Below are 18,265 nucleotides of genomic sequence, written 5' to 3' on the forward strand. Positions count from 1 at the left end.
CTATAGTTGTCTTGATTCATAAATGAACCGAAGACCCCTGCACATTTGGTTGTTTTACTTTGTTCAGTTTTCAAAGATCTAGTGTATCTCATTTGGGTTGTCTGCGTTTCGCAGCAACTTTTATATCATACCATCGCTTCGATTAAGCGTCAACACTTTTTTGAAAAATGTTGTAAAATTCTTTTTCAAGTGTAAGCGTTACCTTTGTCTCTACAGCAGCTATTTTATTATAACTCATTGCTTGTTTACTGTCAATAAAAACTTTGCATTTATTTAAACTCAGTTTTGTTTGATCCGTTTCAGCAACGAGATTAATAATAACAGGTATTTACATTTCCGTCAACAACTTTTACTCATTTTTCCAATAATAAATATTATAGTCTTGCAAACCTTCGCCATTGTCATATTCTTCAATTGTTTTCACAAATGTAAAACCATTACTTTGATAAAATTTATTCAGATAATCATTAGATGCGATACAATCTAATCTAATTTCTTTCTTGTTTTGTTCTTTAGCTACTTCTTTTGCTGCACTTAATAGTGACCGGCCATAGTTCTTTCCGTGGGCATGTGGTGATAATGCTACTCGATGCAAATAAAGATAATCTTCTGATGTGTCTTCTCCCCATAAATCTTTATCCCATTCTGTCTGTGTGTTCCATAAAGCGAATGTTCCTACTACCACTTCATCATCACTTACTATGAATACTTCTTTTCTCTGAATAGCTCTTTCTATGTTATGAACATCTTCTCCTTTAAGGAGACCTGACCATTGTGATGACCCCTTAGTACTCAGCCATACAGCCGTTTCATATAATAGTGACTTAATTTCTGATTCATCACTTGGCCTTGCCAATCTATGTGTTGTTTCATTCATACAAGATCCCCACCTGTCTAATTAGATAGATACTATTTTTTATTATACTTTTGAGTTGAAGGAAAACAAGAAAAAAACTGCTTTTATTCAAGTTACCCTGAACAAAAGCAGTTTAATGCTATATCAAACGAATGATTATAGTCTTTTATTTAATTCTTCAGCTAAGTCTTCAAACCCTGGCTTACCGAGTAAGGCAAACATATTCTTTTTGTACGCCTCTACTCCTGGCTGATCAAATGGATTGACACCATTCATGTAACCTGAAAGTGCTACTGCAATTTCAAAGAAATAAAATAGGTAACCTAATGTATAAGCAGACATATCCGGAAGAGTTAGGACGAAGTTCGGAACGTCCCCATCTGTATGAGCTAACAATGTCCCTTGGAAAGCTTTCGTATTCACGAAGTCAATTTCTTTACCTTCTAAATAACCTAAGCCATCTAGATCTTCTTTTTCCGATGGAACAGTCAATGATTTGTTTGGTTTCTCTACTTTAATGACCGTTTCAAATAAGTTTCTTTGACCTTCTTGGATATACTGACCTAATGAGTGTAAATCTGTAGAGAAGTTTGCACTTGACGGATAAATACCTTTTTGGTCTTTACCTTCTGACTCTCCAAATAATTGCTTCCACCATTCAGAAAAATATTGCAAGGCAGGTTCATAGTTAATTAATAGTTCGGTCACTTTCCCTTTTCTATAAAGGATGGTTCTTAGGGCCGCATATTGATAAGCGAGGTTATCTTCTAATTTATCAGTTGAGAAATCTTTTCTTGCCTGATTAGCACCTTCCATTAACTGATCGATATCTCCACCACCAACAGCAATAGGCAATAATCCTACAGCAGTTAATACTGAGAATCGTCCACCAACATCATCAGGAATAACAAAGGTTTCAAATCCTTCAGCGTCTGCTAAAGTCTTTAATGCACCTTTTTCTTTATCAGTTGTAGCATAAATTCTTGATTTAGCTCCATCTTCACCATACTTATCTATTAAGAGGTTTTTGAAGATACGAAAAGCCAAAGCAGGTTCAGTCGTTGTCCCAGATTTAGAAATAACATTTACAGAGAAATCTTTGTCTCCAATAACTTCTATTAAATCTGATAAATAAGTTGAGCTGATATTGTTACCTGCAAAAAAGATTTGAGGCGTATCGCGCTTTTCATTCCCAACAACGTTATAAAAAGAGTGGTTAAGAAAGTCCAAGGCGGCCTTTGATCCCAGATAAGAGCCGCCGATACCGATGACCACTAAAACATCTGAATCAGATTTAATTTTGTCAGACGCTTTTTTTATACGGGAAAATTCTTCTTTATCGTAATTTTCAGGAAGGTCTATCCATCCTAAAAAGTCACTGCCAGGTCCAGTCTTGTCAACAAGCAACTGATGGGCAGCTGTAACCTGTGGTTGCATGTAGCTTAGTTCGTCCTCATTGATAAATTGATTAACGACTTTAGAATAGTCAAAAGTAAGATGTGTCATGTTCATTCCTCCAAAGTTAAGTTTTTTATAGTTTAAATAAGTAAGAACTGTGGAACTCCAGAAATTTTCCATTGTTCCAAAGTATTAATGATATTTTCAGAGTGCACCCAAGACAATTCGCTGTGTTCAGGTATCAAGTCTTCGGGAGAATCGAGAGCGTTATTCTCATAAATAAATACGAATAACGGAATACTTTTATTGTTGACAACTGCATTAGTTAGTTCATTCAGTTCTAGCTTCTCAATATCCATCTTAATCATTTCTTTCAAGCGATTAAGGACACAAGCCAGTCCGGTTTTTCTATGTTCAACTTCTGTTGCTAGAAAAGAAAAGCCTTCCTCTTCTTTTTTTACTAAAAACACATATCTTCCTTCTTCATCTTTTACCAAAACAGTACATGCTACATAGTGGTCTTCTATTATCAATATTCAAACACCTTTCTATCGCCTTACTAGAGTCAATGAAAAACTTTAATGGGTATTGCTCTTCTTTCTAGCTTCCATTTCTTTTAGTGCTTGATCCACCCAGATGGGTAATTGTTTTTCAATAGATTTAAACCCAAGACCTGTCTTCTTTCCATATCGAGCAATAGTTTTTCGATTGGAGAAAGGATGATATTTGGTTTTCTGCAAGCTTCTTAGAGACAAACTAATTTTTTTTGAGTACTCGTCAATATCCATTATAAGTACCTCAACCTCGTCTCCTTTATTCACAACGTCAGTTATATTTTTTATATAGCCATGTTTCAATTCTGAAATGTGAATTAACCCTTGCGTTTCATCATCTATTGATACAAATACGCCGTATGGCTGGATGCCGGTTACTTTCCCTCTAACTTTTTGTCCTATTTTATACACCATGAGTTCCCCTCTCCGTCATCATGGTTTCGGTAAATCATCACAAATAAGTATATCATGAATATAGAGAGATTGGAAATCCCTGTTCGATATGGGAACGCTTGCTTTTAGAAGTTAAATAATTGATACTATTAAGGAGAACAATTTACTCGGGGAGGAGAGAGTTTATGGACTTTAATACACCAATAAACCGAAAACAAACTGGTAGTGTCAAATGGGATATGATGGGAGAGCTCTTTGGAGATGAGGAGTGTCTACCTATGTGGGTAGCCGACATGGATTTTCAGAATGCTCAATCGGTTAAAGATGCTTTAAACCAACTCATTGACCAAACTATTCTAGGCTATGACTTCCCTAAAGACTCACTTTTTGAATCGATTATTAACTGGCAAGCTGATTTTCATGGAATGGATATAACAAAAGAAGCTATTCTTTTTTCTCCAGGAGTTCTTCCATCCATTTCATCTATTATTCAGGCATTTACTAACCCCAAAGATGGAGTGTTAATTCACGACCCTGTTTATGGGGCATTTAGTGATATGGTGTTGAAAAATGACCGTCATATCATTAGGAGCCCTCTTCTTATAGAAGATCATCGGTATGTAATGGATTATGAGGACATGGAAAAGCAATTGAAAAACCAGTCTGTTAAGCTGTTTATTCTATGTAACCCTCATAATCCAGGCGGTCGAGTATGGACAAGAGAGGAACTTAAAAAAGTAATTGATTTGTGTATTAAGCATAACGTTTTAATTATAAGCGACGAAATTCATAGTGATTTAGTTTTTTCTGAACACACGTGTGTATCTGCCGTGACGATAGACGAACGCTATAAAGACTGGGTTATTACCTTGCATTCAGCTACTAAGACGTTTAATCTTGCAGGAATAAAAGCGTCATTTTTAATTATATATAATGAAGAATTACGACATAAGACGAATCAGTCTTTGGAAAAAACGCAATCGCATACGATAAACAGCTTTGCCATGTGTGCCACCGAAGCGGCATTTAACACGGCTAGAGATTGGCATAAAGCCCTTCTCGTTCAACTTGATCATAATCGCCAGCTCGTTAAAACTTTTTTGATAAGCAACTCCCTCATGTTTCTTATATGGTGCCGGAAGCAACGTACCTTTTTTGGTTTGATGCTTCTAGCTTAGGGGTTAACCATACTGAATTAACGAAAGCATTCGTAACCACTGGTAAAGTGGCATTAAATGCAGGGTCGAGCTATGGCCCTTCCGGTTCGTCTTACATGCGACTAAACTTCGCTATGCCTCAATCTCTAGTAGAAGATGGCTTAAATCGAGTAAAAAAAGTGTTCGATACTCACTCTGCTTAATAGTAAACAGACACGAGGACCCATCAAAAAAAACTGATCGTTCCTCGTGTCTGTTTTTATGTTAACTAGTTAGTTCTTTCCTTGCTAAAAGTAAACAACCTGTTATGCCAGCATCGTCTTTTAATTTTGGTGAAACAATATAGTCATTCAAATCAGGTGTGCTCACATAATTGTTTAGCAAACGGGTAAAGTGATCTCTGATTAACGGAAAGAGTTGATTTTGTTTCATCACACCGCCACCCAGAATGATTGTTTCTGGGCTTAATGTTAATGTGTAACTGACTAATGCTTGGGCTAGGTAGTAAGCCTCAATATCCCATGCCTTTGAATCCTTATCAAGATACTGAGCTTTTTGATTATAGCGTTTCTCAATAGCCGGGCCTGCAGCCAGTCCTTCCAAGCAGTTATTGTGGTAAGGGCAATTCCCTTCATAGTTATCTTTTTCGTGAAGTCTAACTAAGATGTGACCCATTTCTGGATGACCAAAACCTTCAAGAACTTCTCCGTTAACAACGGCACCTCCGCCTATACCGGTTCCAACAGTTAAATAGAGACACGATTGTTTTCCGGCGGCTGCCCCTTGTTTCAATTCTCCATATGCTGCCGCATTTACATCAGTAGTCCAACTCATTGGGACATCATAGCGCTCTTTCATTTGACCAATGAAGTCAGTATGACCCCAGCCAGCTTTGGGTGTTGTGGTAATATAGCCGTAAGTTTTGGACTCTTTATTTACATCAATAGGGCCAAAAGAACCAATACCGATGGCATCCAATGCATACCCGTCAAAAAACTCAAAAACCTTTTCAAATGTTTCTTCCGGTGTGGTTGTAGGAATCGACAACTTTTTAATGTTCTTTAGATCATTGTCACTTACTGCACAGACGAATTTTGTTCCGCCCGCTTCAATTGCACCTAACATGATGCTTCACCTCGTCAATAGGTTTTTTAAATCGATAAGTTACCAGCTTATTAATCGTTGATAATTTTTACTGACTTAATTGTTACGTCCACAGTAGGTTTATCCATCATGTTTTTATCAACGTTTTGGATGTCATCTGCTACATTATAGCCTTCTATCACATGACCAAACACCGTGTGCTTGTTATCTAACCAAGGCGTTCCACCCTTTTCTTTATAAGCGGAGACGATTTCTTCAGGGAAGCCTGCTTGTTCTAACTGAGAAGCCATTTGTTCCGGCAAATCAGACATTGTCACGATGAAGAATTGACTAGAGTTCGTATTAGGACCAGCATTTGCCATTGATAACGCACCGTTTAAGTTAAATAACTCCGAACTAAATTCATCTTCAAAGTTTCCTCCAAAGAAACTATCACCACCCATGCCGCTACCAGTTGGGTCTCCTCCTTGAATCATAAAGTTTGGAATCACACGGTGAAAGATGACACCGTTGTAGTACCCTTTTTCTGCGAGACCAATAAAGTTCTCGACTGTTTTTGGTGCATGTTCAGGGAATAATTGAATCGTAATGTCACCTTTTGTTGTTTCTAAGACCGCTTTAGGTCCTTTACTATTTTCTAAATTTAATTGTGGAAATGTACTCATTCTATTTCCTCCTTATTCTAATATGCATCAAGTGTACCCCAGATCCGACTATTTTCCAATAATTTTTCTTTTTGTAATACTTTTTTATCAAACTCTAATCTTATTCGTGTTATCATTAAAGAAGATTTTATATTTAGAAAGAGGACAACATATGGCAATTTTCGAGAATTATCCTTTAATCGCTGCTTTTTCAGCAATCATTCTATCTCAGTTAGTTAAAATCCCAGTAGCGGCCCTACTAAAGCGTCCGACATCAATGGCTTTGGTTACTTCCACGGGTGGGATGCCCAGCTCACATTCAGCTGGTGTCACCGCATTAATCACTAGCTTGATATTCGAGTATGGTGGTCAGTCACCTTTTGTAGCTATTGCATTCACTTTTGGAGTCATCGTCATGTTTGATTCGATGGGCGTTAGGAGACAAAGTGGAGAGCATGGTATTTTAATTAATTCACTCATTGCTGATTTCAAAGAACTAAAAGATACCTTTACCCATTATAATCAAAAGGAATTGGGTGCAGGCCAAGAAGAAAAACAATCAAGAGGCTATTTAGGACACAAGCCGATAGAAGTATTTTTCGGCATTCTCTCAGGTATACTTATAGCTGTAGTGGTTAGACAATTTTATTAGACACAAATTAACATCGAGCAAGAATGTACACGGAGGGTTTTTGATTGACTGAATCAGATAAGTTATACGATATTACTATTATTGGTGGCGGGCCAGTTGGTCTTTTTGCAGCCTTTTATGCAGGGATGAGAAATGCTAAAACGAAAATAATTGAATCACTACCTGTATTGGGAGGACAAGTATCATTATTGTATCCCGAAAAAACAATTTATGATGTAGGTGGCTATGCAGGAGTAACGGGTAAAGAACTTATCCATCAGCTCACAGCCCAAATGCAACATTTTGAACAGACCGTTTGTTTGGAAGAAGAAGTAACAGCTATCGATAAGTTAGGCGAACATCATTTTCGCATCACAACGTCTAAAGGGATTCACTACTCTAAAACCATCATCATTACGACCGGTCAAGGGTCTTTCCAACCACGAAAGTTGACTTTAGAAGATGCTGATATATACGAGGAGACTAATCTCCATTATATTGTCAAACATTTAGACCAGTATAGAGATAAAACAGTTCTCATTTGTGGTGGTGGCGACACGGCCGTTGACTGGGCTTTAACGCTTGAGTCTATCGCGAAAAAAGTGATTCTCGTTCATCGAAGAGACCGATTTAGGGCTCATGAAGGGTCAGTTGAGATGCTCAAAGCATCCAGTGTCGAGCTAGTCACGCCATACGTTCCTCATGAATTACACGGAAACAAGGAGTCCATACAATCTGTTAGCTTTAAAGAAACACGTGGAGAGAAAATCATGACGTTTGATGTCGACTACTTTATAGTGAACTATGGCTTTGTTTCATCACTTGGTCCCATAAAAGATTGGGGGCTGTCACTAGACCAGTCTAATATTGTTGTTAACAGTAAAATGGAAACAAATATTAAGGGGATTTATGCTGCTGGTGACGGCATTACTTTCGATGGTAAGATAAAGTTAATCGCTACTGGTTTTGGTGAAGCCCCAACAGCCGTTAATCATGCGATCCATTCTATCTATCCAAAGCAACATGCTCAACCGATTCAAAGCACAAAATTACATTTTGAAGATTAAAAGGAGGAAATTGTTATGGTACAACCAGGTTCTGAATTACACCGCATTGCACTAAAACGCCTGCAGGATCGAGGCGTAACGTTAGATGAGATTGCTGAACTTGTTTATAATTTGCAGCAACCTTATCTAAGTGAAATCACGATGGAACTTTGTTTAGAAAATGTAGAAGCTGTGATACGAAAAAGAGAAGTCCAAAATGCTATATTGACAGGTATCGAATTGGACGTGTTAACGGAAGAAGGTAAGTTATCCAGCCCTCTTCAAGAAATTATTAAAGAAGATGAAGGATTGTATGGTATCGACGAAATACTAGCCTTGTCTATCGTTAACGTATATGGTTCGATTGGCTTTACAAACTACGGTTACTTGGATAAAACAAAACCTGGTGTCATTGGTCGTTTAGATGATCATACAGAATCAAATGAAACCCACACATTTTTAGACGATATTGTTGGAGCCATCGCTGCCGCTGCTGCAAGTAGAGTGGCACACGACAACCCCAGCATTTCTGATATTATGCAATAAAAAAATAGTCAATAGAAAAAGAGCTTCCTTTTTACAAGGTAAGCTCTTTTTTTCTATTTAAATCCATTCTTTTTACTGTATCGGTAAATAAAGATAAACGCCCCTTCGACTAATAGGAAAAACACTAAGAAGCAGTACATAAAAAACTCTTGAGGTAGAGCCAAAATAATAGGGTCCGTTGCCGGGTTAAATATCCAATATTCATTATTGAAAAACAATTGATGAAATACAACAAACATCCGATCAAAATTAATAGCCAACAAGGTCAAGAAAACTGGCGGCACTAAAGCAGCGATAAAAAATGGCCTTTCCAGTTGCCATAGTTTTCTGTTTCGTTTTAAATAACGGCTATAAATGACTGACCCTATTGCTGAAAGAATAAGGATGCCGTAATTAATATAAAACAAAATCTTTACTTCCCACATATGAAACGCTCCATTTACAGAACTGGGGAAATCCGGCATAGTCAATTCGGTTACCCACGGCGCGTGTAAATAATGGAGTAAGGCATAATAATTTCTAGCAATCGTTCCGTGTGACATCCCTAATAGTTCAGGTAAATCATGAACCAAGACACTGAAATGGTATATCGGAGTAAACAGGATAACGAAGGCGATGCTGGCTGTGATAATCAGCAAAACTAGGCTAGCTATGCCGCCAATTGATTTTAATCGGAGCATATTAGACCTCCCAATCATCCAAGGTATCAACAACATATGTCGGCTGTTCGGCCAACGTGACTAAATCATCTTTTGATGTGAAGCCAGTTAAAACAAGCAGTGTATCGATGCCGTTATTTAGCCCGGCCAGTATATCGGTCTCATAGTTATCGCCAACCATTAAGACCTCTTCTTTGGCTAAATTAACTTTAGTAACAGCTGCATCCATCATGATTTTTTCAGGCTTACCAATAAATATCGGTGGTGTTTTTGTAGCTGTTTCAATTAAAGCGATGAGCGAACCAGCACCGGGAGTCAGGCCTCTTTCAGTGGGCAAGTTAGTATCTTTGTTCGTTCCAATAAAGGTTGCCCCTTTTTGAATGGCTAACACAGCTTTAGTTAATTTTTCGTATGTCAACTCTCTGTCTAATCCAACAACAACGTGATCAGGATCTTCTTCAACTAATTCAAAGCCGGCTAGTGTTAATGCTTCAGCCAGACCTTTCTCACCAACAAGAAAAACACGAGTGCCTTCAAGAGTTTTTAAATAATCCGCAGTTGCTAATGAACTGGTGTAGATATCTTTAAAGTCAGCAGGTATATCAAATTGCTTATTCAGTTTACGTGCAACATCTTCCGGGCTGCTCGTTGAGTTATTCGTCACAAATAAATGCGGTAATCCTTTTTCTTTTAAGCGACGAATAAACGGAGCAGCCTCCTTTATGGGTGCTTGTCCTTTATACATCGTTCCGTCTAAATCAATCAAGTAACCTTTATAAACCATGGTTATCCTCCTGCACTAGTCTATTGTTTTTCTAACCTGGAAGCGAGTCTTCCCTTTTTCATTTTTCACATGTTTAACAGATTCTGTCTTCCTATCGTCTTCTTTTTTTGTATTTTTAACATTAGTCAGCTGATCTTGCCTATTCTTTTTAACAAAGGATCGCTTATCGTCTCTTCCCTTTAAAGGACGCCTGTCTTGTCTATTTGAGGAAGCCGGCTTTCTCTTTTTAGGTTGTGGTCGATTTTTATTTTTCTCCGTCTTGGATTTAGTCTCTTTCGATTGATAACTGTCATCTTTTTCATAGGTTTGTCTGTTTTGTTTGTTCTTGTTTGGTTCCAGATTCTCTAAAACAAAATACGCGCAACCAAAACTACAATATTCACTCAAGTAATCTTCTAGACTCGAAATCCGCATATCGATAGGTGCTTTTCTATCATTATCATGATAAAACCCTCTTAAGCGTAATTTACCGTAAGACATATCCCCTACGATGAAATCATATTTTTCAAGAAAATCACTGTATCTTTCTTCTAACAGTTCTAAATCAAGTGCTTCTCTATAGTTTTCTTTAATTTTATATTTCTCTTCCTTTATTAAAAGGGTATCGGTATTCAATCTTCTAATCACTTTAGTCTCTTCTTTTAATACAGCATCGAGCGCTTTTGAAGAATCAGTTATCATTGATTCTGCCGGAACAGTCTCTTCGACTGTCTTTTTACTTGTTTGCTCAGACATGTTTTCTTTCCTTTCCTATTTAGAAACTGGATAGGTTTCTTTTAAATAATCGCCCATTATAGTTCGTAGAAATTTAGATGAGCGTAGGGTATTTTTTCCTTTTTGAGCTATGACTGGGAAGAATGGAACATATAAAAAGTAGTCGACTGTCGTCACGGTATAGGTTTGCTTACTGTTTACCGGTAAGCCATTTATTAATATGCCGTCTTTAGATAGGTCTATTCCATTATAACAAATGTCTCCAAATACTTTCCCACGAAAACCAAAGCCAGCTACTGGTAAACTTCTTAATCGTTCTCGTTGGTATTCCATTGATTCAATTAGTTGGATTAGATCTCTTCCTTTTAACGATACGGTTAATAATCTCATAGGATGTGGCAAACACTCATGTACATCTTTCTTTGATACACGGCCGCGTCTTAAAGGTTTTAGAAACAATCCTGCATTTAATATGGCAATGTCATCCTTTGTTTCTTCTTTAATGGCTTTCAAAGTCGTCGTCACTATATTTGTCTCTTTATCCCAATCAATCGTTAAGGGATAATCCAGTTCGCATATAATCTCTTCTTCAAGAAGGCATTGCCCAGCCTCAGCGTAGCGATTGATAGTCTCTTCTTCATGTAAAACAGGTGGTAAATCTCTTTTGGCATCATAAACTGTTGCTGTGGATGAAAAGTGATAAGGCCCTTCAATCGTCGTCACTACTTTACCGATATGTCTGCCAAATTTGCCTGCACCAGCAACTAAGGTCTGATTAACTCTTTCCCCTTCAGGCAACAAATGGTGGGTGTGTCCACCTAAAATAACTGCTATTTCAGGAAAGCACTCGGCAATAGTTACATCAGTTTGTAAACCTAAATGACTAAGCAATATAAACATATCGACTGACTCTCGGTAACGATTAATTAATCGTTTAATGGCTACTACAGGTTCCTCAATGTGCCAGCCGAGTAAGTCATAACTGGTGGGTAAGGGTATCGTACAAGCAATGACTCCAATTTTATACCCTTTATTAGTAGTATAACATTTAAATTCATCGGCCCAATGTGGTCGTTTATTCGTCTGCTTGTCTTTGATGTTTGAAACGATAACAGAATAATCAGCTTCATCATATAAGCGATTGAGCTCTTTTTTTGTATTGCCAATGCCTTCATTATTGCCTATCGTCACAGCATCATAAGAGGCTTCATTCAGTAATGAGGATATAAACAATCCATTTGTTGCTTCAGTCAACGAATGGATCCGGTCTCCTGCATCGCCACTGTCGAAAATTAAAACGGATTCTCCCGTTTCTTCGGACCTTTTTCTCTGATTACTCAATTCTCGAGCAATTCTTGGCCAGTATGTTAAGTGGGAATGCATATCATTGGTGTGAAAAATCGTTAGTTTTTCCAAATTAAGACCTCCAACATTATACTAACACATTTTACTCATCGTCTGTTTAAGAAATGATGTAAAATGGAACTATCTTTTTCCCTATTACATTAACGGAGCAAAGAGCCTTAAGAGACTTTTAACTAGTCGCACGGGCAAAGAATAGGATAGATCTTCTTCTGTCATTTCTTCACTCATCTTAATCGTCTCATTTATATCAGTTTCAATCTCTTTTAATACTCGATTACCGTATAAGAGGACGCCGTTTTCAAAATGTAAATAGAGACTTCTGTAATCAAAATTAATCGTTCCCACAACAGCCACTTCGCCATCAGCTAAAACCGTTTTGGCATGCATGAATCCTTTAGTGTATTCATAAATCTGAACACCTGCATCGACCAACTCATTATAATAAGACCGTGTGGTTACATGAACTAAGTACTTATCCCATTGTTTTGGCGTAACGATTCTGATCTTCACGCCACTTTCAGCAGCTAAAATGAGTGCCGTCTCGAGATTTTCATCCAAAATTAAATAAGGTGTGTAGATATCTATCGACTCTTTAGCTGCGTATATCAATTTAATAAGGACGTTCTCTCCAATATTTTCTGTATCTGTTGGACTATCTGAAAACGGCTGAACATAACCGGCGGCACTATTCTCTAGGTAATTCTCAATAACAGGCGGAAGCAAGCGTCTAATGGCTTCATCAGATAAATGGTCATCCATTGTTTGCCAAAGTTGAAGGAAAATCAACGTTAAACCCCAGGCGCCTTTCCCACTCATTTTAATGCCATTGTCTTTCCAATGTCCAAAACGATTAATCTCGTTAATGTATTCATCTGATATATTCATCCCACCAGTAAATGCAGTTACTCCATCAATGGATAACACCTTCCTATGGTCTCGGTTATTTTGAGATGATGTCAACACAGGGTGAAACGGATTATATATTCTGCAATCAATCCCTTTGTCTATTAAGCGTTGCTTCGTATTAGGGTCTAGTTTAGTGAAACTGCCGATATCATCGTACATCACTCTAACTTCAACCCCTTCCTTTGCTTTCCTTTCCATAACCTCCAGCATCTGGTCCCACATGGTGCCATCTGCAACAATAAAAAACTCGAAAAAGATGTACCGTTTAGCTCTTCTCATTTCGTCTAGCATCGCTTCAAAATACGTTTCGCCAATGGCATAGTAAGTCACGTCCGTTTGATCATAAACAGGAAAACCTGCAGTATGAGTTAAGTAATGCATTAAGCGACCCTGTTCCGGATGAGCGTTCTTAGCTTCTTCTAAAACAGTGAAGTCATCTAGTAAATACGAACGATGTAAAGCATAAATAGTTTCCAATTTACGTTGGAGTTTTTTTGTCTGTGTTTGTCTATTAAATATAATATAAAATAGCGTGCCGTATATGGGGAAAATTAACACTTGTAATATCCACGTGATTTTATACGCTTCTTTCCCTTTTTTCCAAACCACATGTAAGGCCACACCTATAGACAATAGAGTAAAGATTGTCTCCCAAACTAAAGATGTTGCAATGGATTGGTTGACAATTAAGCCGATAATCGCGAATTGAATCAAAATCAGCAACGCTAATAACACACGTCTTTTAAACAGAATCATCGTCCATTTCTTTATCATATCTTAACCTCCCTGTACTCCTTCTAGTATGCCGTTTTTCACTCTATTTGTCACTAGAGCATGACGTATTCAGTAGGATTAATTAAGTCAAAGAGAGGTCACTTGGCTAATCAAGCCATTTGACAAGTCGCCCGTTCTCCCATAAAGTAGTTACCATACTTACATAAATAATGAGGAGATTTTATGAGCAAAAAATACTACGCAGTAAAAAAAGGCAGAACACCCGGTGTTTACACGACTTGGACTGATGCTCAAAAACAAATCAGCGGTTATTCAAATGCCGAATTTAAATCCTTTCAAAGTCAAGAGGAAGCAAACGCATTTCTTGATGACTCAAACGTTAAAAAACCAGTCAAAGACGATCAGACACTCATCGCCTATGTTGATGGCTCGTTTGATAAACTTAGCGCTCGCTATAGTTATGGTGTAGTTTTAGTCAAAGATTCACAAGTTATTGATGAATTGAGTAATGCTGCGGATGACCCGATATACGCTGAAAGTTTTCAAATTGCTGGGGAATGTTTTGGGGCTTTAAATGCTATAAAATGGGCGATCGACCATCACTACGATTCAATTGTCATTTACTATGACTATCTTGGCATCGAAATGTGGGCGACTGGCCAATGGAAAGCCAATAAGAAAGTATCCCAAGATTATGTCGCCTATTACAACACATTCGCTAAGCACATTGCTATTCGTTTCATTAAAGTGAAAGCTCATTCGGGTGTGTTATATAATGAACGTGCTGATGAATTAGCTAAACAAGCTCTAAAAAAATAATCAGGTCATTACCCTGAACAAAAAAGCTCCCGCTATCCTCAAAAGAGGTGCGGAAGCTTTTAACTTATAACTGATCAATCTGTCGCATATGTTCTTCTGATAATAAGAAATCTTGACTTTCCAAGTTTGCTTTTTGGTTTTCAGGATTATGTGACTTCGGAATAACGATGATACCGCGTTGTGTTTGGTAACGTAAGATGACTTGCGCCCAGTTTTTCCCATAGCTCTCACCAATTTTTGACAACACATCTTGGTGTTCATCGCTAACTTTCATTGGCCCCCATGCTTGAGGACGGATATCTTCTTTCAGTAAATACTTGACTAGGTCATTGTTCCAACCTGAAGAATTAGACTCTATTTGATTAATTGCTGGTTTAATAGTTGCATATTGCTCTAGTTTTTTTATATCAGAAATGGTGAAGTTTGAAACCCCAATTGATTTAATCTTTCCTTTGCCTACATATTCTTCCAATACTTCCCAGGCGCCTTTTTGTTTTTCTTCATCATCTATCGGTCTGTGGAGTAAGTATAAATCAATGTAGTCAGTCTGCAGATTAGTTAAGCTCTGCTCGATCGTTTGTCTAACCGTTTCTTTATCTTTCACGTATTCATCCGTATTTGGAATTTTAGTTGTTAAGAAGAAGTCTTCTCTAGCTATGCCACTATCTTTAACCGTCTCTCCCACACCTGCTTCATTTCTGTAAGAAATAGCGGTGTCGATTAGTCGGTAACCCATATTTATAGCTGAGATTAAAGCAGAAAAATCTCCATTTAATTCGCCATTATAGTCGTTATTTTCTTTCCCATACGTATTCGTTCCTGTTCCTAAATAGGGTATAGATAGACCATTATTTAAACGTACTTTTTCCATGTAATCTCTCCTAGATTTATTTTTATAATATGATTAAAGAAATAGGGTATTCTTACATCATGCCTAAATCCAGTTCCATCAGACTCTTTTTTAATGATACCATTTCCTCGTTTGATAGGGTAATCCCTTTACCCATTTTTTTGTGATCAGGACTCCAATCTCTAATATCAAACTTCGGTGTCTGATTATTCCAACTAACTAAATTCAGTTCTTTTCGCCAACCTCTTGATGATTCTCCAAGCACAGCAATGTGTTCTATTACTTCAAATGAAAATTTATCCATGACTAAGCCCCCTTTCAAAATAGCGCCCCACTTCACTGGGATGATGAGCGTCGGATCCATATGACAAAGGGATACCCAAAGCCATTGCTTCTAAAACGATAGATTCAGACGGGTAAACGTCTTGATAATAGGGTTTATCCAAACCTGCGAAATTATAATCAAGTGTGTAGTCATTTTCTTTCGCTCTATTCAGAACAGACGTCCTATTAATCGAGTCTGTTTCTTCATATGTTTTGGACAGTCTCGCGTAGCTTACCTATAAAATCGTCTTTATCATAATCAATGCAATAGTAATTATCTTCAGCTAACTTTAAAAAATGCACGCTCAAAATCGAATGAGCTATCGTGTCGGGGTATGCCTTCAAGAACGCCAACGTCTGCTCTTCATAACCTTCAATATAATCAATTTCGAACCCTATGTGAATAGTAATATCATGTTTATATCTTTCTTTCAATTCTTTGGCTTTATTTAGATATAATTCCACACCTTCTTCTTTAATCGAACTGTTTTGTTCTGGTGTGGGGTCTGTTATAGGTAATGGGGCATGTTCTGTAAAAGTTAACTGCTTCAAGCCTTTTTCGATTGCTGTTTTGATATAGTCTTCCATTTTTTTATTTGTTCCGTGTGGGCAAAACGGAGTGTGGACGTGATTATCTGAAAACATAGTATCCCTCTTTAATTAATTTTTAATTTACTTTCGTATTTACTAATTATATTTTAGTCTTTGCTAATCAGGACTATTTATACATTTATTGTATCAAATCCTAATTAAAATAGAAATGAGGATATGACTTGTTGGATATGTCTACCTTGGAACAATTTGAGTGGGATTCCCTTTCAGCAGACGATTTAAACATGATGAAACATAGTCATACTTGGCAGGCGGATCATTCGCTCTATTCATTAAGAAGTGATTGGACGGACGCTATCGTTCGTTACCGAAAAAAGTACAGATTGACAAGTAAGAAAATTGCTTATTCAGGACCTGTTTATATTGAAAAACAGGAAAAAGTACAACCAGGAATGGAAATCTTTCTAGAAACCATTCAAGATCAGATGAACACTATGAACGACCTCCTGAGTTACAGCACGATCCACCTCAATCTTACCCTTTCAGTAGCTGTCATCAGCCACTATTCACTTTTCAAAAAAATGATGTCCTCATCCGAACTAAAAGACACTGAGCTGTTAGCCTACTTAAGTGAACGGAACCTTGACCGCTTACGTGACAGATTAGGCTCAAACCATCCAGTTGTACGTTTGATGAGTCAACCCGTCCCAGAACAGCTAACTTATGCTAAAAAGCATTTCCCAGACTTAAACAAACCTATAGAAGAGATCCAGCGGTGGGAAGACGAATTAACTCGTCATCACATACCCGTGCTCTACAGTGATTTATTTTCCTTACCTACACAATCTTATTATAAAGGTATTTTTCTACAAGTATATACTCATCAGAGTGTAGAACCTGTTATTACTGGAGGCCAGTATTCCAGCCCGACTAAAGCGTTTGGCATGTCCGTAAATTTATCTGCTTTACCCCTTCAATCACTCACTACAAAGGAGCATGACGCATGATTACCATCGCCTTATCTAAAGGTCGACAGTTAAATGATTTTATCGCCTACTTAAAGAAACAAAACTTAATGGATTGGGTGACACCATTAGAAGCCGTATCTCGAGAGCTTGTTGTCTATGCACCTAATATGCGGTTTTTACTGGTCAAAGGAGACGATGTCCCTGTATACGTTGAAGAACGTGGTGCCGGCGAATTACTCGTTACAAGTATGGACTACGACGGTATGCAACAAGGATTTGACCACACGTTACTATCTATTATTGAAGAAGCCAGCTCTCTCCCTATCATTGCCTCAGGCGGAGCTGGACAGGCCGATCACTTTGTCGATTTGTTTTTAGACACAGATGTCTCGGCTGGACTGGCTGCTTCTATTTTTCACGATGAAACGGTCTCAATTCAGGAAGTTAAAAATCTCTGTAGTTTGAAAGGAGTCCCGATGCGTCATGTCTAATTATGAATCATTAACTCCCGACTTTTCAAAAGGACTTTTACCCGTCATTCTCCAGCATGCTTTAAATAAAGAGATTCGCATGGTGGGTTATATGAACGAAGAGGCATTTGAATTAACTAAAAAAGAAGAAGTCGTCTGGTTTTATTCTCGTTCCAAAGATCGTTTATGGAAAAAAGGTGAATCCAGCGGACATATTCAAAAAGTAAAAGACATGTACCTAGACTGTGATCAAGACGCTTTACTCATCATGGTGGACCCTGTTGGACCAACTTGCCATACAGGCACTAATAGTTGTTTTAATTTGCCGGATTCATTTACCTTAAGGTATATTGAACAAACAATACAAAATCGAGCACAATCGTCGGATCAGAAGTCGTATACGACCTATCTCTTGAATGAAGGCATGGATAAAATCGCTAAAAAATTTGGCGAAGAGGCCTTCGAAGTCGTCATTGGTGCTAAAAATAAAGACAAAGTAGAAGTTGCTAATGAAGCGGCTGACGTCCTTTATCACTTGGGTGTCCTTCTTCACGCCAGTGGTGTGTCCGTTTCAGATGTAGAAGTTGTTCTCGCCTCTCGTCATCAGACACAAAATAATTTTAAAGGTGAGCGGTCAGACGTCGAAAATTGGTAACTGACTAGATAATCAAGAGAGGCAGATACGTTTTGCCTCTCTTTTTTGATTGCTTATAACTTCCAATTCTTCTTTTGCTATTTATTACTCTTTTTTTCCATAAAAATGTTTATCTGATTATCCATACTCACTTTC

The 18,265-nt window shown here is 37.7% G+C and carries 23 protein-coding genes; 9 read left to right on the forward strand and 14 right to left on the reverse strand.

The window, feature by feature from the left end; genetic code table 11:
- Nucleotides 1-349: 349 nt before the first annotated feature.
- From C3945_RS09645 to C3945_RS09660, 4 genes are all read right to left on the reverse strand, one after another.
- On the reverse strand, nt 350-877 hold the full coding sequence (locus C3945_RS09645) for a GNAT family N-acetyltransferase (RefSeq protein ID WP_161879479.1): 528 nt from the start codon (nt 875-877) through the stop codon (nt 350-352).
- Between the two features lie 135 nt (nt 878-1,012).
- Nucleotides 1,013-2,362, reverse strand: coding sequence for a glucose-6-phosphate isomerase (locus C3945_RS09650; RefSeq protein WP_161879480.1), 1,350 nt, complete (start codon nt 2,360-2,362; stop codon nt 1,013-1,015).
- Nucleotides 2,363-2,394: 32 nt separating this feature from the next.
- Entirely contained in the window at nt 2,395-2,787 is a 393-nt protein-coding gene (locus C3945_RS09655) for a hypothetical protein (RefSeq protein ID WP_237585537.1), read from the reverse strand.
- Between the two features lie 45 nt (nt 2,788-2,832).
- The gene (locus tag C3945_RS09660; protein WP_161879481.1) at nt 2,833-3,222 is read right to left on the reverse strand and encodes a CvfD/Ygs/GSP13 family RNA-binding post-transcriptional regulator; all 390 of its coding nucleotides are present in this window, start codon (nt 3,220-3,222) and stop codon (nt 2,833-2,835) included.
- A 164-nt stretch (nt 3,223-3,386) separates the two neighbouring features.
- Here C3945_RS09660 and C3945_RS09665 point away from each other — a divergent pair, with 164 nt between their 5' ends.
- Both C3945_RS09665 and C3945_RS11985 read left to right on the forward strand, forming a co-directional pair.
- A complete protein-coding gene (locus C3945_RS09665; RefSeq protein ID WP_237585538.1) occupies nt 3,387-4,379 on the forward strand; it encodes a MalY/PatB family protein in 993 nt (330 codons plus the stop codon).
- Nucleotides 4,334-4,561, forward strand: coding sequence for a hypothetical protein (locus C3945_RS11985; protein ID WP_237585539.1), 228 nt, complete (start codon nt 4,334-4,336; stop codon nt 4,559-4,561). The genes C3945_RS09665 and C3945_RS11985 overlap by 46 nt, the downstream gene beginning before the upstream one ends.
- Nucleotides 4,562-4,622: 61 nt before the next feature.
- Here C3945_RS11985 and C3945_RS09670 read toward each other — a convergent pair whose 3' ends face one another.
- Nucleotides 4,623-5,483, reverse strand: coding sequence for an ROK family protein (locus C3945_RS09670; protein ID WP_161879482.1), 861 nt, complete (start codon nt 5,481-5,483; stop codon nt 4,623-4,625).
- A 50-nt stretch (nt 5,484-5,533) separates the two neighbouring features.
- Nucleotides 5,534-6,127 (reverse strand): peptidylprolyl isomerase, encoded by a 594-nt coding sequence (locus C3945_RS09675; protein WP_161879483.1) that lies wholly within the window; start codon nt 6,125-6,127, stop codon nt 5,534-5,536.
- A gap of 151 nt (nt 6,128-6,278) precedes the next feature.
- Between C3945_RS09675 and C3945_RS09680 the strand changes: the two genes are divergently transcribed.
- The 3 genes from C3945_RS09680 to C3945_RS09690 are packed head-to-tail and all read left to right on the forward strand — an operon-like array spanning nt 6,279 to nt 8,329.
- Entirely contained in the window at nt 6,279-6,758 is a 480-nt protein-coding gene (locus tag C3945_RS09680; protein WP_161879484.1) for a divergent PAP2 family protein, read from the forward strand.
- A 44-nt stretch (nt 6,759-6,802) separates the two neighbouring features.
- Nucleotides 6,803-7,804 carry an NAD(P)/FAD-dependent oxidoreductase gene (locus C3945_RS09685; protein ID WP_161879485.1) on the forward strand — a complete coding sequence of 334 codons (1,002 nt, stop codon included), beginning with the start codon at nt 6,803-6,805 and terminating at the stop codon, nt 7,802-7,804.
- Nucleotides 7,805-7,819: 15 nt separating this feature from the next.
- Nucleotides 7,820-8,329, forward strand: a complete 510-nt coding sequence (locus C3945_RS09690; RefSeq protein WP_161879486.1) for a phosphatidylglycerophosphatase A family protein — start codon at nt 7,820-7,822, stop codon at nt 8,327-8,329.
- Nucleotides 8,330-8,382: 53 nt separating this feature from the next.
- Here the strand turns inward: C3945_RS09690 and C3945_RS09695 are convergent, their stop codons facing one another.
- From C3945_RS09695 to cls, 5 genes are all read right to left on the reverse strand, one after another.
- The gene (locus tag C3945_RS09695; protein WP_161879487.1) at nt 8,383-9,009 is read right to left on the reverse strand and encodes a TIGR01906 family membrane protein; all 627 of its coding nucleotides are present in this window, start codon (nt 9,007-9,009) and stop codon (nt 8,383-8,385) included.
- 1 nt (nt 9,010) lies between these two features.
- Nucleotides 9,011-9,772, reverse strand: a complete 762-nt coding sequence (locus tag C3945_RS09700; RefSeq protein ID WP_161879488.1) for a TIGR01457 family HAD-type hydrolase — start codon at nt 9,770-9,772, stop codon at nt 9,011-9,013.
- 15 nt (nt 9,773-9,787) lie between these two features.
- Complete coding sequence (locus C3945_RS09705; RefSeq protein ID WP_161879489.1) at nt 9,788-10,507, reverse strand: YutD family protein; 720 nt, start codon at nt 10,505-10,507, stop codon at nt 9,788-9,790.
- Between the two features lie 15 nt (nt 10,508-10,522).
- Complete coding sequence (locus tag C3945_RS09710) at nt 10,523-11,902, reverse strand: bifunctional metallophosphatase/5'-nucleotidase (RefSeq protein ID WP_161879490.1); 1,380 nt, start codon at nt 11,900-11,902, stop codon at nt 10,523-10,525.
- A gap of 84 nt (nt 11,903-11,986) precedes the next feature.
- A complete protein-coding gene (cls, locus tag C3945_RS09715; protein ID WP_161879491.1) occupies nt 11,987-13,531 on the reverse strand; it encodes a cardiolipin synthase in 1,545 nt (514 codons plus the stop codon).
- Nucleotides 13,532-13,714: 183 nt separating this feature from the next.
- Between cls and C3945_RS09720 the strand changes: the two genes are divergently transcribed.
- Nucleotides 13,715-14,311, forward strand: coding sequence for a ribonuclease H1 domain-containing protein (locus C3945_RS09720; protein WP_161879492.1), 597 nt, complete (start codon nt 13,715-13,717; stop codon nt 14,309-14,311).
- Between the two features lie 64 nt (nt 14,312-14,375).
- Here C3945_RS09720 and C3945_RS09725 read toward each other — a convergent pair whose 3' ends face one another.
- The 3 genes from C3945_RS09725 to hisJ all read right to left on the reverse strand — a co-directional run bounded on the left by C3945_RS09725 (nt 14,376) and on the right by hisJ (nt 16,130).
- Nucleotides 14,376-15,182 carry an aldo/keto reductase family protein gene (locus C3945_RS09725; protein ID WP_161879493.1) on the reverse strand — a complete coding sequence of 269 codons (807 nt, stop codon included), beginning with the start codon at nt 15,180-15,182 and terminating at the stop codon, nt 14,376-14,378.
- Between the two features lie 52 nt (nt 15,183-15,234).
- A complete protein-coding gene (locus tag C3945_RS09730; RefSeq protein WP_161879494.1) occupies nt 15,235-15,465 on the reverse strand; it encodes a YdbC family protein in 231 nt (76 codons plus the stop codon).
- Between the two features lie 224 nt (nt 15,466-15,689).
- The gene (hisJ, locus tag C3945_RS09740) at nt 15,690-16,130 is read right to left on the reverse strand and encodes a histidinol-phosphatase HisJ (protein ID WP_161879496.1); all 441 of its coding nucleotides are present in this window, start codon (nt 16,128-16,130) and stop codon (nt 15,690-15,692) included.
- A gap of 128 nt (nt 16,131-16,258) precedes the next feature.
- On the opposite strand from hisJ, the gene C3945_RS09745 reads away from it, so the two are divergent.
- From C3945_RS09745 to hisIE, 3 genes are read left to right on the forward strand one after another with little or no spacing between them, the layout of a single operon-like run.
- The gene (locus tag C3945_RS09745) at nt 16,259-17,044 is read left to right on the forward strand and encodes an ATP phosphoribosyltransferase regulatory subunit (RefSeq protein ID WP_161879497.1); all 786 of its coding nucleotides are present in this window, start codon (nt 16,259-16,261) and stop codon (nt 17,042-17,044) included.
- The gene (locus C3945_RS12140) at nt 17,041-17,496 is read left to right on the forward strand and encodes a HisA/HisF-related TIM barrel protein (RefSeq protein WP_161879498.1); all 456 of its coding nucleotides are present in this window, start codon (nt 17,041-17,043) and stop codon (nt 17,494-17,496) included. Before C3945_RS09745 ends, C3945_RS12140 begins: the two co-directional genes overlap by 4 nt.
- Nucleotides 17,489-18,130, forward strand: a complete 642-nt coding sequence (hisIE, locus tag C3945_RS09755) for a bifunctional phosphoribosyl-AMP cyclohydrolase/phosphoribosyl-ATP diphosphatase HisIE (protein ID WP_161879499.1) — start codon at nt 17,489-17,491, stop codon at nt 18,128-18,130. Before C3945_RS12140 ends, hisIE begins: the two co-directional genes overlap by 8 nt.
- The last annotated feature ends 135 nt before the right edge of the window (nt 18,131-18,265 follow it).

It is taken from the genome of Alkalibacterium sp. MB6 (assembly GCF_009935905.1).
Lineage (GTDB): Bacteria > Bacillota > Bacilli > Lactobacillales > Carnobacteriaceae_A > Alkalibacterium.

Coding starts and splice junctions, on each gene's coding strand:
- C3945_RS09645 (WP_161879479.1), bottom strand. CDS start 877: ATGAATGAAACAACACATAGATTGGCAAGGCCAAGTGATGAATCAGAA.
- C3945_RS09650 (WP_161879480.1), bottom strand. CDS start 2,362: ATGACACATCTTACTTTTGACTATTCTAAAGTCGTTAATCAATTTATC.
- C3945_RS09660 (WP_161879481.1), bottom strand. CDS start 3,222: ATGGTGTATAAAATAGGACAAAAAGTTAGAGGGAAAGTAACCGGCATC.
- C3945_RS09665 (WP_237585538.1), top strand. CDS start 3,387: ATGGACTTTAATACACCAATAAACCGAAAACAAACTGGTAGTGTCAAA.
- C3945_RS09670 (WP_161879482.1), bottom strand. CDS start 5,483: ATGTTAGGTGCAATTGAAGCGGGCGGAACAAAATTCGTCTGTGCAGTA.
- C3945_RS09675 (WP_161879483.1), bottom strand. CDS start 6,127: ATGAGTACATTTCCACAATTAAATTTAGAAAATAGTAAAGGACCTAAA.
- C3945_RS09680 (WP_161879484.1), top strand. CDS start 6,279: ATGGCAATTTTCGAGAATTATCCTTTAATCGCTGCTTTTTCAGCAATC.
- C3945_RS09690 (WP_161879486.1), top strand. CDS start 7,820: ATGGTACAACCAGGTTCTGAATTACACCGCATTGCACTAAAACGCCTG.
- C3945_RS09695 (WP_161879487.1), bottom strand. CDS start 9,009: ATGCTCCGATTAAAATCAATTGGCGGCATAGCTAGCCTAGTTTTGCTG.
- C3945_RS09700 (WP_161879488.1), bottom strand. CDS start 9,772: ATGGTTTATAAAGGTTACTTGATTGATTTAGACGGAACGATGTATAAA.
- C3945_RS09705 (WP_161879489.1), bottom strand. CDS start 10,507: ATGTCTGAGCAAACAAGTAAAAAGACAGTCGAAGAGACTGTTCCGGCA.
- cls (WP_161879491.1), bottom strand. CDS start 13,531: ATGATAAAGAAATGGACGATGATTCTGTTTAAAAGACGTGTGTTATTA.
- C3945_RS09720 (WP_161879492.1), top strand. CDS start 13,715: ATGAGCAAAAAATACTACGCAGTAAAAAAAGGCAGAACACCCGGTGTT.
- C3945_RS09725 (WP_161879493.1), bottom strand. CDS start 15,182: ATGGAAAAAGTACGTTTAAATAATGGTCTATCTATACCCTATTTAGGA.
- C3945_RS09730 (WP_161879494.1), bottom strand. CDS start 15,465: ATGGATAAATTTTCATTTGAAGTAATAGAACACATTGCTGTGCTTGGA.
- hisJ (WP_161879496.1), bottom strand. CDS start 16,130: ATGTTTTCAGATAATCACGTCCACACTCCGTTTTGCCCACACGGAACA.
- C3945_RS12140 (WP_161879498.1), top strand. CDS start 17,041: ATGATTACCATCGCCTTATCTAAAGGTCGACAGTTAAATGATTTTATC.
- hisIE (WP_161879499.1), top strand. CDS start 17,489: ATGTCTAATTATGAATCATTAACTCCCGACTTTTCAAAAGGACTTTTA.